The sequence below is a fragment of the Shewanella sp. HL-SH4 genome (assembly GCF_051164845.1).
In the GTDB taxonomy this organism is placed as follows: domain Bacteria; phylum Pseudomonadota; class Gammaproteobacteria; order Enterobacterales; family Shewanellaceae; genus Shewanella; species Shewanella glacialimarina.
The window spans coordinates 3,172,719-3,186,851 of sequence record NZ_CP195037.1; the positions used below are offsets into that span (position 1 = coordinate 3,172,719).

The window sequence follows — 14,133 nt, forward strand, 5'->3', positions numbered from 1 at the left end:
TACAATGAACTCAACTCAAATGAATAACACAATAGATAAACTTAAGTTTCTAACCAAGTGGCGCTATGCATCGAGCATCCTTTCTATTGCGCTGATGTTGTTATCTTTAGGCATAATAGGTATCAAAGGGTTTAATTGGGGGTTGGACTTTACCGGCGGGGTGGTCACCGAAATTCAACTGGATAAAGGTATCACCGCCAGTGAAATACAACCGCTAATGGTTGCCGCTTATCAACAAGAGGTCAGTGTCATTTCGGCTAGTGAACCAGGGCGATGGGTACTGCGTTATGCCAATATCCCTGTTGAAAATCAACGTCCGGAACTATTAACAGTATTGGCGCCGCTGCAGAGTGACATCAATGTATTAAACAGCAGTATCGTTGGTCCTCAAGTTGGTCAAGAGTTAGTTGAACAAGGCGGCTTAGCGTTATTAATGGCCATGTTATGTATTATGGGGTATCTCAGTTATCGTTTTGAATGGCGTTTAGCATCCGGTGCATTATTGGCTTTAGTGCATGATGTTGTATTTGTGTTGGCTTTTTTTGCTTTAAGCCAACTGGAATTCAATTTAACCGTATTAGCGGCAATATTGGCTATTTTGGGTTATTCGCTCAATGACTCAATAATTATCGCCGACAGGATACGCGAGCAATTAGTCATTAAGCCTCAATGGAATATCACGGATATTAATAATTTAGCCGTTAAATCGACATTTTCGCGCACTATGGTGACTTCCGGTACAACATTATTAACCGTAGTAGCATTATGGATTATGGGGGGGGCGCCGCTGGAAGGTTTTTCAATTGCGATGTTTATCGGTATTTTAACGGGGACGTGGTCATCAATTTCTATTGGGGCAACATTTCCTGAATTACTGGGCTTAAATTCTGACCATTACAGGGTTATACCATTACCCGATACGCCGTAATATTTGTGCAATTTTTAACAATATAAAGCCGCTGAGTTCAGCGGCTTTATATTAACCAAAATCATAGATTATTTTGCTTTTGGAATGGCAATTTTCATCTCTGCTGATTGACGGAAGATAACTAAAATATGACCGATAGTTTGCACTTTCGTTGACTGAGTTTCACGTACAATGGCGTCAACGATGGCATTTTTAAGTTCTCTATCAGAAGAGGCTACTTTTACTTTGATCAATTCATGATAACTAAGTGCGCTATCAATTTCAGCCAGAACACCTTCAGTCAAACCATTGGCACCAAGCATCACAACTGGCTTTAAATTGTGCGCTAAGCCTTTTAGATGCTGTTTTTGTTTGGTTGTTAAATTCATTTATACCAACTTTTACTGAGTTACTGTTGAAAAGCGGCTATTCTACCCTTATATAGTCTTTATGTAACTCTCAATCGTTGCGGAATTTTAATGTCAGCTAAAAAACGTACAGCTAGTTCGAATCGTTGGATGCTAGAACACTTTGATGATCATTATGTTAAATTGGCTCAAAAACGTGGCTTACGCTCACGCGCAGCTTTTAAATTAGAAGAAATTCAGCAAAAAGATCACTTGATTAAGTCAGGTATGACTGTAGTAGACTTAGGTGCTGCACCTGGAGGTTGGTCTCAAGTTGCGGTTAAGTTAGCTGGAGAAAAGGGTAAAGTCATCGCCTGTGATATTTTACCTATGGATCCCATTGTCGGAGTCGATTTCTTGCAAGGGGATTTTAGAGAAGAAAAAGTACTAGAAGCTTTGCTTGACCGTGTAGGTGAAGCTAAAGTGGATGTGGTATTATCAGATATGGCGCCGAATATGAGCGGTGCAGATGTCGTTGACCAACCTAGATCAATGTATTTAGTTGAATTGGCATTAGACATGTGTAGGCAAGTATTGGCTCCAAACGGCTGCTTTGCCGTCAAAGTCTTTCAGGGGGAGGGTTTTGACGATTATATGAAGTCGGTAAAACAAGTTTTCAAAGTAGTAAAAACCCGTAAACCAGACTCATCTAGGGCGCGCTCTAGAGAAGTCTATTTAGTGGCGACTGGTTACAAGTTGTAGTAGTCTAATATCCATTATCGCAAGACTGTAATAGAGGTCTAATAATTTGAGTGACATGGCAAAAAATTTAATACTCTGGGTCGTCATCGCTGTTGTGTTGATGTCAGTATTTCAGGGTTATTCCCCCACTTCTTCGAATTCGCAGAAGATGGACTATTCCGCTTTTCTTGATAATGTCCGAGATGGACAGATTAAGACTGTTGAGATTAAAAGCGATCAGCGTACTATTGAGGGAACAAGATCTTCAGGAGATAAGTTCACCACGATTATGCCTATGTATGACCAAGATTTAATAAATGATCTTGATCGCAGAGGTATCTCGATGAAAGGTCAAGAAGCTGAAGAGTCAGGCTTCTTAACCCAAATATTCATTTCATGGTTCCCAATGCTACTGCTTATCGGTGTGTGGATTTTCTTCATGCGTCAAATGCAAGGTGGTGGCGGTAAAGGTGCAATGTCGTTTGGTAAGAGTAAAGCCAAACTGATGAGTGAAGACCAAATTAAGACAACTTTTGCTGATGTTGCAGGTTGTGATGAAGCAAAAGAAGAAGTTAAAGAGCTGGTTGATTATTTACGTGATCCAACCAAGTTCCAAAAGCTAGGCGGCCGTATTCCAACTGGCGTGTTAATGGTTGGTCAACCTGGTACAGGTAAGACCCTATTAGCTAAGGCTATTGCCGGTGAGTCTAAGGTGCCATTCTTTACTATATCAGGATCTGATTTTGTTGAGATGTTTGTTGGTGTTGGTGCATCTCGTGTGCGTGATATGTTCGAACAAGCAAAAAAATCTTCACCTTGTATCATCTTTATCGATGAAATCGATGCAGTAGGTCGCCAACGCGGCGCTGGTGTAGGTGGTGGTCATGATGAACGTGAACAAACCTTAAACCAAATGCTGGTTGAGATGGATGGTTTTGAAGGTAATGAAGGCGTCATCGTTATTGCTGCAACTAACCGCCCTGACGTTTTAGACTCTGCGTTACTTCGTCCAGGTCGTTTTGACAGACAAGTCGTGGTTGGATTGCCTGATGTTCGTGGCCGTGAACAAATTTTAAAAGTACATATGCGCAAAGTGCCTTTGTCTGAAGATGTTAAAGCAAGCGTAATTGCCCGTGGTACACCAGGATTTTCTGGTGCTGATCTCGCTAACTTAGTTAACGAAGCTGCATTATTTGCTGCACGTGGTAATCGCCGCATGGTTAGCATGGAAGAGTTTGAACGGGCCAAAGATAAAATTATGATGGGCGCAGAACGCCGTTCTATGGTGATGTCAGAATCTGAAAAAGAAATGACAGCTTATCATGAAGCTGGCCACGCCATCGTAGGTTGTTTAGTACCTGAGCATGATCCTGTGCACAAAGTGACTATTATCCCACGTGGACGTGCATTAGGTGTGACCTTCTTCCTGCCATTAGCTGATGCCGTTAGTCAAAGTCGTCTAAAACTAGAGTCACAAATTTCTGTGGCTTATGGTGGTCGATTAGCTGAAGAGTTGATCTATGGTAGTGATAAAGTGTCAACTGGTGCATCACAAGATATCAAATATGCTACTTCTATAGCGCGTAATATGGTGACTCAGTGGGGATTTTCAGACAAATTAGGTCCTTTACTTTACGCTGAAGAAGACAATGAAGTGTTTTTAGGTCGTAGCATGGGCAAATCAAAAGCTATGTCTGCCGATACCGCTTCGCTTATTGATTCCGAAATTAAGGCATTTATTGATAAAAATTATCAACGAGCGCAAACAATGCTGACTGAAAATATGGATATTTTACACTCCATGAAAGATGCATTGATGAAGTATGAAACCATTGATTCATTGCAAATTGATGACTTGATGAACCGTCGTGAAGTTCGTCAACCAGCTGATTGGCAAGTTGATGACTCTTCTGATGATAAAGGTGATGGTAAACCTGAAGCAAAAGATGATGATAAAGTTGAAAATGTGACAACTGAATCGGAAGATAATGCTAAGAAAGATGATTTAAAGCCTGATGAGTCACCCGTTAAATAATTACGTGGTGTAAGTTAAAAAAGCCCCGCAAGGGGCTTTTTTGTTTTAGCTGATGGGTAATTATAGGTAACCAGTAATGTTTAAATTATCACATGGTAATAAACAGTTAGATTTAGCTAAACCTGTTGTAATGGGGATTGTTAACGTAACACCTGATTCCTTTTCCGATGGTGGAGAATTCAATCTATTTGAACATGCCTGCAAACATGTTGATTATATTATCGAGCAAGGTGCTAGCATTATTGATGTCGGTGGTGAATCGACGCGTCCAGGTGCCTCTGAGGTCACTGTTGAACAAGAACTTGCAAGAGTATTACCTCTAATCAAATATATTGCTGATAAACATGATGTTTGGATCTCAATTGATACCAGTAAACCAGAGGTTATGCAGCAAGCTGTAGCAGCGGGTGCGAATTTAATTAATGATGTTAGAGCTTTACAGCTCCCTGGTGCAATTGAGATGGCAGCAACTTTAAAAGTGCCAGTTTGTTTGATGCACATGAAAGGTGAACCTAAAACAATGCAAGACTCACCAGAATATGGAGATGTTATCTCTGAGGTAAGTGCTTTTTTTGAGCGGCGCATTCTAGCTTGTGAGGCTGCAGGGATCACAAGAAGCAAGATAATATTAGATCCAGGCTTTGGCTTTGGTAAAACTTTAGCGCATAATTACCGCTTATTAGCGACATTGCCGCTGCTACATCAATTTCACTTACCAATATTAATAGGTTTGTCTCGAAAAAGCATGATTGGCGATTTATTAGCAAGGCCAACGTCTGAGCGCTTGGCCGGCAGTCTTGCCGGCGCGTTAATTGCTGCGCAGCAAGGAGCTCAAATTATACGTGTACATGACGTTCCCGAAACCGTCGATGTACTGAAAGTCATGTCGGCTACCATGGCGAATATTTAAGTTAGCCGCTGATAGTAAATTAATTACAACAAACTGAGTGAATTCACTTAAGTGGGGATATGTGAAACAAAGACAATTTTTTGGAACCGATGGCATTCGTGGAAAGGTCGGTTCAGGCAAGATGACACCTGAGTTAGCATTAAAACTAGGCTGGGCAGCTGGACGAGTGCTTTCACGCAGTGGTACTAAAAAAGTGATTATTGGTAAAGACACCCGTATTTCAGGTTACTTATTTGAATCAGCACTCGAAGCGGGCTTATCTGCAGCAGGTTTGAATGTGTTACTGCTTGGGCCTATGCCGACACCTGCGGTGGCATATTTAACCAGAACATTTAGAGCAGAAGCCGGGGTTGTGATCAGTGCATCGCATAATCCTTATTATGACAATGGTATTAAGTTCTTTTCAACCGATGGCAGTAAGCTAGATGATGCTATTGAACTTGAAATTGAAGCCGAACTTGAAAAGCCACTGGTATGTGTTGAATCACATTTGCTTGGTAAGGCACGCCGTATCGATGATGCAGCAGGGCGTTACATTGAGTATTGTAAAGGGAATTTCCCTGCAGAGCACACGCTTACAGGGCTAAAAATTGTAGTTGATTGTGCCCATGGCGCAACTTACCACATCGCACCGAGTGTATTTAGAGAGTTAGGTGCTGAAGTGGTTGCTATTGGTGATAAACCTGATGGGTTAAATATCAATGATAAAGTTGGCGCAACCGCAATGGCTAAAATTTGCGAAACCGTACTCGCTGAGAACGCAGATTTAGGTATCGCGTTAGATGGTGATGGCGATCGTATTATGATGGTTAATCGATATGGTGAAGTGATTGATGGTGATCAAATATTATACATATTAGCTGTCGATGCACAAAAGCGTGGTGTATTAAAAGGTGGGGTTGTTGGCACTTTAATGTCCAACTTAGGGCTTGATTTAGCCTTACAAGAGTTGAATATTCCTTTTGTTCGCTCTAATGTTGGCGACCGTTATGTGATGGAACTGCTGAAAAAGCATGAGTGGCGTATCGGCGGTGAAAATTCAGGTCATATTCTTAACTTAGATCATGGCACTACAGGCGACGGTATTATTGCAGGTATTTTAGTATTGGCCGCGATGCGTAGGCAGAATGCTTCCCTTGAGTCGCTTACCGAAGCGATGAAGATGCTACCGCAAGTGCTAGTTAATGTAAGATTTGAAGGCAGTAATAACCCACTTGATTCTGATGCAGTTAAATCGGCACAAGCCTATGTTGAGCAACAACTTGGTGCTCGAGGCAGAGTATTATTAAGAAAGTCTGGTACAGAACCGCTTATTCGCGTGATGGTAGAAGGCGATGAGCATGATCAAGTGCTAGCCTTTGCAAATAGAATTGCCGAAGCGGTAAAAATGTCCTGTTAGTCAGAAATAAATCATAAATATTTAATTAAGCTGTTGCTGGGGTAAAAAGTAACCACTTCGACAGCTTATTGTAAATATTCATCTATTACCTATTGTAACTTGATAAGTGGTTCGCTATTATTCACGCCGCTTTCAAAGGAGACAGTGATGGCACTCAGACGTCCTATGGTAGCTGGCAACTGGAAAATGAATGGCAATTCGGCATTAGCCCAAGAGTTATTTAAAAAGTTTGCAGCAAAGCTCCAAAATGATTCAGCTGAAGTGGTTTTATGCCCGCCTTCAATTTATCTTGAAAGTGTTAGGCAACTGCTTGAGTCAAACAAGCAAACCCTAGATGGGGCACTTGTTAGAATGGGCGCGCAAAATCTTAGTCAACATGACTTCGGCGCGTATACCGGCGAAATATCCGGGCAGATGCTAAAAGATTCAGGATGTCGATACGTAATTATCGGTCACTCCGAACGTCGCCGTATGTACGGTGAAACGAGTAATATAGTGGCAGAAAAGTTTGCCGCAGCTCAAAAACATGGTTTGACGCCTATATTATGTGTAGGGGAGTCAGGTCCAGCACGAGAAGCAAGACGTACTTTTGAAGTTATTGCTGAAGAGTTGGATATCGTCATTGAGAAAAATGGCACTATGGCTTTTGACAATGCGATTATCGCCTACGAACCTTTATGGGCTGTAGGTACAGGTAAGAGCGCAACTCCAGAGCAGGCACAAGAAGTTCATGCGTTTATTCGCAGTCGCCTCTCTGAAGTATCTCCATTTATTGGAGAAAATATCAGAATTTTATACGGTGGAAGTGTCACGCCAAGTAATGCGGCAGATATTTTTGCCCAACCTGATGTTGATGGTGGATTGATTGGCGGAGCTAGCTTAAATTCGTCCGAATTCCTAAGTTTATGTTCCATAGCAATGAGCGCATAATAATATGTACGAAGTACTTATAGTTGTTTACATGGTGGTAGCAATTGGCCTAGTAGGTTTAATTCTTATTCAGCAAGGTAAAGGCGCCGATATGGGCGCATCATTTGGAGCCGGAGCGTCTGGTACGTTATTTGGTTCTAGCGGTTCAGGTAACTTTCTGACTCGCAGCACAGCAGTTTTAGCTATCGCATTTTTCGCTTTAAGCTTAGTAATTGGCAATCTTAGTGCCAATCACAGTAAAGCTGAAGATAATTGGAGCGATATAGGTCCAGCAACTGAGCAAATCATTGATGAAGCGCCAGTAGTTGAACAACAATCAGAAGATAAAATTCCTGATTAAAGTACCAAATTAGCCGAGGTGGTGGAATTGGTAGACGCGCAGCCTTGAGGTGGCTGTGTCTTAACGGACGTGCGGGTTCAAGTCCCGCTCTCGGCACCAGTTAAAAATTGTTCAGTTGGCCTTGTATTACTGAATAGTTATTGCAAGATAAGACGTAAGTCAATATACTTGCATGAAGTTGACGCGGGATGGAGCAGTTTGGTAGCTCGTCGGGCTCATAACCCGAAGGTCGTCGGTTCAAATCCGGCTCCCGCAACCAGCTCCCTGTTATTGGATACTTCGATAACAGATACAGGTTCTATAGCAAAATAGCCTCGTATTTACGGGGTTTTTTGTTATATGGACTTTTGATTTTCCGTGATTTTAAGGCGGATTATACAGGGGCTTTTGCCCTTTTTTTGTTTTTTTGGGGGTCATTTTTGGCAACATTAGAATCAAGACTGGTAGACATGTTAACGGTACCAGTTGAAGCACTTGGTTTTAAGCTTTGGGGCATTGAGTATGTCCAAGCTGGTAAACACTCAATAGTACGCATATTTATTGATCATGAAAATGGCATCCATATTGAAAACTGTGCCGAAGTGAGCCGACAAGTGGGTGCGGTACTTGATGTTGAAGACCCTATTTCTACAGAATTTACCCTTGAAGTATCTTCTCCGGGTGTAGATAGACCTTTATTTACTGCTCAACAATATGCAGCCTATGTAGGCGAAGATGCAAAAGTACAATTGACTATGCCGGTAGCGGGTAGTCGAAATTTAAAAGGCGCCATTGCTAAAGTTGACGGGCAAATGCTCACAATAACAGTAGATGGAAAAGACTTGGTTGTTGCTTTGGATAATATCCGCAAAGGCAACATCATCGCAAAATTTTAATAGTTTCAGGTGAAGAACGAGGCTAGACCAAATGAATAAAGAGATCCTGCTAGTAGCAGAAGCGGTTTCAAATGAGAAAGCGGTTCCGCGTGAGAAAATTTTTGAAGCGTTAGAAACTGCCCTTGCAACAGCAACCAAGAAAAAATACGAAGGTGATATTGAAGTTCGTGTTGCTATCGATCGTAAAACCGGACACTACGACACTTTCCGTCGTTGGATGGTTATCGATGATCAAGGTGAGCCGTTAGAAAACCCATATAGCGAAATTACGCTTGAAGCTGCACGCTATGAGAACCCTGATCTTCAACCTGGCGATTATGTCGAAGATGAGATCGATTCAGTAGTATTTGACCGTATAACAACTCAAACCGCAAAACAGGTTATCGTACAAAAAGTACGTGAAGCTGAGCGTGCTCAAGTTGTTGAACAGTTTATTGAGCGTGAAGGCGAGATTGTTACTGGTGTTGTTAAGAAAAGCACCCGTGAAAACGTGGTTGTTGATTTAGGTAATAACGCTGATGGCGTGATATTTAAAGAAGACTTAATTAGCCGTGAATCATTCCGCCCAGGTGATCGCGTTCGTGCATTACTTTATGCAGTTCGCCCAGAAGCACGTGGCGCGCAGTTATTTTTAACTCGCAGCAAGCCTGAAATGCTTATTGAGCTTTTCCGTGTTGAAGTGCCTGAAATTTATGATGAATTAATTGAAGTTATGGGTGCTGCCCGTGAGCCAGGTGCCCGCGCTAAAATAGCCGTAAAGTCAAACGATAAACGCATAGATCCAATAGGTGCTTGTGTTGGTATGCGCGGTGCACGTGTTCAAGCTGTATCGAATGAATTATGTGGTGAGCGTGTTGATATCGTGTTGTGGGATGATAATCCAGCACAATATGTCATTAATGCGATGGCACCAGCTGATGTTGCTTCAATTATTGTTGACGAGGATAACCATTCAATGGATATCGCCGTTGAAGCTGACAGTCTGGCACAAGCAATTGGTCGTAACGGCCAAAACGTACGTTTAGCGACTCAACTTACTGGTTGGGAATTAAACGTAATGACAGTAGAAGACATGAATAAGAAACACCAAGCGGAAAGCGCGAAAGTGGTTGAATTATTTATGGCTACTTTAGAAGTAGACGAAGATTTTGCAACAGTTCTAGCGGAAGAAGGTTTCACTTCATTAGAAGAGATCGCTTACGTACCAGAAGCAGAATTACTTAATATTAACGGATTTGACGAAGATATCGTGGCTTCTTTGCGTGAACGCGCCAAAGCAGCGATTTCTACGCGTGCATTAGCTTCAGAAGAAGCATTAGATGGTGCACATCCAAGTGAAGACTTATTAGCGCTTGACGGTTTAGAAAGACATCTTGCCTTCGTATTAGCAAGTAAAGGTGTTGTTACATTAGAAGACCTTGCTGAGCAAGGTATCGATGATTTAATCGAAATAGAAGAATTGACAGAAGAAAAAGCAGGTGAGCTCATCATGGCAGCCCGCAATATCTGTTGGTTTGGCGAAGAAGCATAAGTCGATCAACAGGGGGATTTATTTGATGGCAGATACAAGTTTAGAAAAATTAGCTCAAGAAGTGGGCAAAACGGTCGATCGTTTAGTTGAACAATTTAACGAAGCCGGCATTACAAAGACAAAAGCTGACACCGTTTCTGAAAATGAGAAACAGCAGTTATTAGATTTTTTGAAGAAGCAACATGGTGGCGAATCTGCACCAACAAAAATGACATTGCAACGTAAAACCGTATCTACGTTAAGTGTGTCTGGTTCTGGTGGTCAGTCAAAAGACGTTAAAGTTGAAGTGCGTAAAAAACGTACTTTTGTTAAACGTGATGACGCCGATGTAGCTAAACTAGCTGCTGAAGAACAAGCTAAAGCTGAAGAAGCTAAGCTTAAAGCGGCTGCAGATGAAAAAGCTAAAGTTGAAGCAAAGGCTAAAGCTGATGCAGATGCAAAAGCTAAAGTGGCTAAAGACGCTGAAGCTAAAGCTAAAGCTGCCAAGGCACCAAAAGTTGAGCCTAAAGCTGATAAGCCTTTAGACCCAGCAGCTCAAGCAGCAAAGGAAGAAGCTGAACGCATTAAAGCGACTCAGGAGAAAGTTCTGACGCAAAAGCAAATTGAAGAAGCCGACAAAGCTGCTGAAAAGGCGCGTAAATTGGCTGAAGAAAACTCTAAGCGCTGGGCTGACGAAGAGCGTCTACGCCTAGAAGCTGAAAAGAATGGTGATCACCATGTAACCACATCTAAAGTAGCGCGAGCTGCTGAAGATAGTTCTGATATGGATGATGAAAAACGTGGTCGTCGTGCTCGCAACAAAAACACCAGTAAGAAACGCGGTGGTAAAGATGCACGTGACGGTCGTGAAAGACATATGCGTCGCAATACAGCACCACAGTCTATGGCTCATGGCTTTAACAAGCCTGTTGCCGCAGTGACTCGTGATGTGCGTATTGGCGAAACGGTTACAGTTTCTGAATTAGCTCATTTGATGGCAGTTAAAGCAACAGAAATCATTAAGCAAATGATGAAAATGGGTACTATGGTTACCATTAACCAAGTACTTGACCAAGAAACTGCGCAGTTAGTGGCAGAAGAAATGGGCCATAAAGTGGTTCTACTTCGTGAAAATGAACTAGAACATCAAGTAATGCAAGATCGTGATGATAACGTTAAGTTAGAAACGCGTGCGCCAGTTGTGACTATCATGGGTCACGTTGACCATGGTAAAACGTCATTACTTGATTATATCCGTCGCGCTAAAGTAGCAGCTGGTGAAGCCGGTGGTATTACCCAGCATATTGGTGCTTACCATGTAGAAACTGAGAACGGTATGATTACCTTCTTAGATACTCCTGGTCACGCTGCGTTTACCTCTATGCGTGCCCGTGGTGCTAAAGCGACTGATATCGTTATTCTAGTTGTTGCTGCTGATGATGGTGTAATGCCACAAACAATCGAAGCAATTCAACATGCTAAAGCTGGTAATGTGCCATTAATCGTTGCGATTAACAAAATGGATAAGCCAGACGCGGATCCTGAACGTGTTAAAAGTGAGCTATCTCAACATGGCGTAATGTCAGATGATTGGGGTGGAGATAATATGTTCGTCAATCTTTCAGCTAAGACTGGTGAAGGCGTTGATGATCTATTAGAAGGTATTTTACTTCAGTCTGAAGTATTAGAACTTAAAGCCGTTCGTGACACTATGGCAGCAGGTGTAGTCATTGAGTCTAAGCTTGATAAAGGCCGTGGACCTGTGGCAACTGTATTGGTTCAAGAAGGTACTTTACGTCAAGGCGATATCGTTCTATGTGGTTTAGAGTACGGAAAAATCCGTGCAATGAAAGATGAGAATGGTAATTCAATCACTGAAGCCGGCCCTTCAATTCCAGTTGAGATTTTAGGTCTTTCTGGTGTGCCATCAGCGGGTGATGAAGCTACCGTTGTACGTGATGAACGCAAAGCACGTGAAGTTGCACTTTATCGTCAAGGCAAGTTCCGCGATGTTAAGCTTGCTCGTCAGCAGAAGTCTAAACTTGAAAACATGTTTGCTAACATGGAAGAAGGTGAAGTTCAGGAATTGAATATCGTTCTTAAAGCGGACGTACAGGGTTCTCTGGAAGCGATTTGTGATTCATTAACAGGTCTATCAACAGCTGAAGTTAAAGTTAACATTATCGCTCGTGGCGTTGGTGCCCTTACTGAAACTGACGCAACGTTAGCTGCAGCGTCTAATGCTATTATGGTTGGCTTCAACGTTCGTGCTGATGCACAGGCGCGTAAGACAATTGAAGCTGAAAGTGTTGATTTACGTTATTACAGCATCATCTATAACTTAATTGATGAAGTAAGAGCGGCAATGACTGGTATGTTAGCGCCTGAGTTCAAGCAAGTGATCATTGGTCTTGCTGAAGTTCGTGATGTATTTAAGTCTCCTAAGTTAGGCGCAATTGCTGGCTGTATGGTTACTGAAGGTATTGTTAAGCGCAGTGCACCAATTCGTGTACTACGTGACAACGTGGTGATCTATGAAGGTGAGCTAGAGTCTCTACGTCGCTTTAAAGATGATGCCGCTGAAGTTCGTAATGGCATGGAATGTGGTATCGGGGTTAAGAATTACAACGATGTTCGCGTAGGCGACCAAATCGAAGTATTCGAAATCGTCGAAGTAGCTAGAACGCTATAACATGTGAAAGGGCGGCATTAGCCGCCCTTTTTGATTTAATGGCTTAAGTGGGTTAATAGTCATGGCAAAAGAATTTAGTCGTACTCGTCGCATCGCTCAGCAGCTTCAACAAGAGCTGGCTATGGTGCTGCAACGTGATATGAAAGATCCTCGTATCGGTTTTGTTACAGTTAATGACGTTGAAGTTTCACGTGATTTAAGTTACGCCCGGGTATTTGTGACTTTCTTCGAAGAAGACATTAAGTTAGTTGAAGAAAAAATTGCGGCGTTAACCGCTGCTGCACCTTATATCCGTACATTAATTGCAGGGCGCATGAAACTTAGGGTTATGCCTGAGCTGCGTTTTATGTACGATAGTTCATTAGTCGAAGGTATGCGCATGTCTAACCTAGTTAGCCAGGTCATCACTAAAGACAAGCAAAAGCAGCAAGACAGTGGTCGTGTTGATGAGATTGACCAAGACGATACCCAGGAGAAAGATTAATGGCGCGTCGTCAAAAAGGTCGTTTTATTGATGGCATCGTTTTACTCGATAAAGGCACGGGCATTAGCTCTAATCATGCACTTCAGCGAGTAAAACGTTTTTTTAATGCCAACAAAGCTGGACATACCGGTGCGCTAGATCCTCTAGCAACGGGTATGCTACCTGTGTGTTTAGGCGAAGCTACCAAGTTTTCTCAACATCTTCTAGATGCTGATAAACGCTATACAGTGATTGCTAAGCTAGGGCAGCGAACAGATACCAGTGACTCAGATGGCGAAGTGGTTCAAGAGCGAGACATTAATTTTACTGAAGATCAACTGCAACAAGCATTAGCGCATTTTCGTGGTGATACTATGCAAGTGCCTTCAATGTATTCTGCATTAAAGCATCAAGGTAAGCCGCTTTATAAATATGCTCGAGAGGGTATTGAAGTCCCACGTGAAGCAAGACCGATTACGGTTTTTGAATTGAACTTTTTGGGACTAGAAGGTGACGAGCTAACACTTGATATTCACTGTTCCAAAGGCACTTACATTCGCACTATTATTGATGATCTTGGTGAAATGCTAGGCTGTGGTGCGCATGTTATTATGTTGCGTCGCACACAAGTTGCCAATTATCCTTACGATAAGATGGTAACCTTAGAACAGTTAGCGGCGATGATTGACTCTGCGACTGAGCAAGATATTTCTCCTTTTGAAGCGTTAGATTCACTATTACTGCCTATGGATACTGCGGTAGCTAATTTCGCAGAAATAAATTTACCGCAAGATATGTTGTATTATGTTATGCAGGGCCAAGCAATACAGGCATCGGGATTAAAACCCGACGAATTAGTGCGCATCACCATTGGTGAAGAGCATAAATTTGTCGGCGTGGGGTCTATGAATGATGATGGTTTACTCGCACCTAAGCGTCTCATTGTTATTCGCGAAGCTGAATCAGATAATACTATAAGTTGAT

General features: G+C 42.2%; 13 protein-coding genes and 2 tRNA genes. 14 read left to right on the forward strand and 1 reads right to left on the reverse strand.

Features of this window, described 5'->3' with window-relative positions; genetic code table 11:
- The first annotated feature begins 4 nt into the window (after nt 1-4).
- On the forward strand, nt 5-928 hold the full coding sequence (gene secF, locus ACRWQL_RS14945; protein ID WP_434950782.1) for a protein translocase subunit SecF: 924 nt from the start codon (nt 5-7) through the stop codon (nt 926-928).
- Between the two features lie 68 nt (nt 929-996).
- Here the strand turns inward: secF and yhbY are convergent, their stop codons facing one another.
- The gene (gene yhbY, locus ACRWQL_RS14950) at nt 997-1,296 is read right to left on the reverse strand and encodes a ribosome assembly RNA-binding protein YhbY (protein WP_226413900.1); all 300 of its coding nucleotides are present in this window, start codon (nt 1,294-1,296) and stop codon (nt 997-999) included.
- Between the two features lie 90 nt (nt 1,297-1,386).
- Here yhbY and rlmE point away from each other — a divergent pair, with 90 nt between their 5' ends.
- The 13 genes from rlmE to truB all read left to right on the forward strand — a co-directional run bounded on the left by rlmE (nt 1,387) and on the right by truB (nt 14,132).
- The gene (gene rlmE / locus ACRWQL_RS14955; protein WP_434950784.1) at nt 1,387-2,016 is read left to right on the forward strand and encodes a 23S rRNA (uridine(2552)-2'-O)-methyltransferase RlmE; all 630 of its coding nucleotides are present in this window, start codon (nt 1,387-1,389) and stop codon (nt 2,014-2,016) included.
- Nucleotides 2,017-2,062: 46 nt separating this feature from the next.
- Complete coding sequence (ftsH, locus tag ACRWQL_RS14960; RefSeq protein ID WP_434926896.1) at nt 2,063-4,030, forward strand: ATP-dependent zinc metalloprotease FtsH; 1,968 nt, start codon at nt 2,063-2,065, stop codon at nt 4,028-4,030.
- A 76-nt stretch (nt 4,031-4,106) separates the two neighbouring features.
- Nucleotides 4,107-4,940 carry a dihydropteroate synthase gene (gene folP / locus ACRWQL_RS14965; RefSeq protein WP_434950786.1) on the forward strand — a complete coding sequence of 278 codons (834 nt, stop codon included), beginning with the start codon at nt 4,107-4,109 and terminating at the stop codon, nt 4,938-4,940.
- 61 nt (nt 4,941-5,001) lie between these two features.
- On the forward strand, nt 5,002-6,339 hold the full coding sequence (gene glmM, locus ACRWQL_RS14970) for a phosphoglucosamine mutase (protein WP_434950788.1): 1,338 nt from the start codon (nt 5,002-5,004) through the stop codon (nt 6,337-6,339).
- 147 nt (nt 6,340-6,486) lie between these two features.
- Nucleotides 6,487-7,269, forward strand: a complete 783-nt coding sequence (tpiA, locus tag ACRWQL_RS14975) for a triose-phosphate isomerase (RefSeq protein WP_434926893.1) — start codon at nt 6,487-6,489, stop codon at nt 7,267-7,269.
- Between the two features lie 4 nt (nt 7,270-7,273).
- Complete coding sequence (gene secG, locus ACRWQL_RS14980; RefSeq protein WP_226413912.1) at nt 7,274-7,609, forward strand: preprotein translocase subunit SecG; 336 nt, start codon at nt 7,274-7,276, stop codon at nt 7,607-7,609.
- 12 nt (nt 7,610-7,621) lie between these two features.
- Nucleotides 7,622-7,708: transfer RNA gene (locus tag ACRWQL_RS14985), tRNA-Leu, on the forward strand.
- 83 nt (nt 7,709-7,791) lie between these two features.
- Nucleotides 7,792-7,868: transfer RNA gene (locus ACRWQL_RS14990), tRNA-Met, on the forward strand.
- A gap of 160 nt (nt 7,869-8,028) precedes the next feature.
- Entirely contained in the window at nt 8,029-8,484 is a 456-nt protein-coding gene (gene rimP, locus ACRWQL_RS14995; protein ID WP_226413914.1) for a ribosome maturation factor RimP, read from the forward strand.
- A gap of 31 nt (nt 8,485-8,515) precedes the next feature.
- The gene (nusA, locus tag ACRWQL_RS15000) at nt 8,516-10,015 is read left to right on the forward strand and encodes a transcription termination factor NusA (protein WP_434926890.1); all 1,500 of its coding nucleotides are present in this window, start codon (nt 8,516-8,518) and stop codon (nt 10,013-10,015) included.
- A gap of 25 nt (nt 10,016-10,040) precedes the next feature.
- Nucleotides 10,041-12,686 (forward strand): translation initiation factor IF-2, encoded by a 2,646-nt coding sequence (infB, locus tag ACRWQL_RS15005; protein WP_434950790.1) that lies wholly within the window; start codon nt 10,041-10,043, stop codon nt 12,684-12,686.
- 61 nt (nt 12,687-12,747) lie between these two features.
- Nucleotides 12,748-13,170: a 30S ribosome-binding factor RbfA gene (gene rbfA, locus ACRWQL_RS15010; RefSeq protein ID WP_226413920.1), complete on the forward strand. Its 423-nt coding sequence runs from the start codon at nt 12,748-12,750 to the stop codon at nt 13,168-13,170.
- Entirely contained in the window at nt 13,170-14,132 is a 963-nt protein-coding gene (gene truB / locus ACRWQL_RS15015; RefSeq protein WP_434926888.1) for a tRNA pseudouridine(55) synthase TruB, read from the forward strand. Before rbfA ends, truB begins: the two co-directional genes overlap by 1 nt.
- Nucleotide 14,133: the final 1 nt, after the last annotated feature.

Excerpts from the sequence above, each read along its gene's own strand:
- secG (WP_226413912.1), top strand. The coding sequence starts at position 7,274 with ATGTACGAAGTACTTATAGTTGTTTACATGGTGGTAGCAATTGGCCTA.
- yhbY (WP_226413900.1), bottom strand. The coding sequence starts at position 1,296 with ATGAATTTAACAACCAAACAAAAACAGCATCTAAAAGGCTTAGCGCAC.
- folP (WP_434950786.1), top strand. The coding sequence starts at position 4,107 with ATGTTTAAATTATCACATGGTAATAAACAGTTAGATTTAGCTAAACCT.
- rlmE (WP_434950784.1), top strand. The coding sequence starts at position 1,387 with ATGTCAGCTAAAAAACGTACAGCTAGTTCGAATCGTTGGATGCTAGAA.
- nusA (WP_434926890.1), top strand. The coding sequence starts at position 8,516 with ATGAATAAAGAGATCCTGCTAGTAGCAGAAGCGGTTTCAAATGAGAAA.
- tpiA (WP_434926893.1), top strand. The coding sequence starts at position 6,487 with ATGGCACTCAGACGTCCTATGGTAGCTGGCAACTGGAAAATGAATGGC.
- truB (WP_434926888.1), top strand. The coding sequence starts at position 13,170 with ATGGCGCGTCGTCAAAAAGGTCGTTTTATTGATGGCATCGTTTTACTC.
- rbfA (WP_226413920.1), top strand. The coding sequence starts at position 12,748 with ATGGCAAAAGAATTTAGTCGTACTCGTCGCATCGCTCAGCAGCTTCAA.
- secF (WP_434950782.1), top strand. The coding sequence starts at position 5 with ATGAACTCAACTCAAATGAATAACACAATAGATAAACTTAAGTTTCTA.
- infB (WP_434950790.1), top strand. The coding sequence starts at position 10,041 with ATGGCAGATACAAGTTTAGAAAAATTAGCTCAAGAAGTGGGCAAAACG.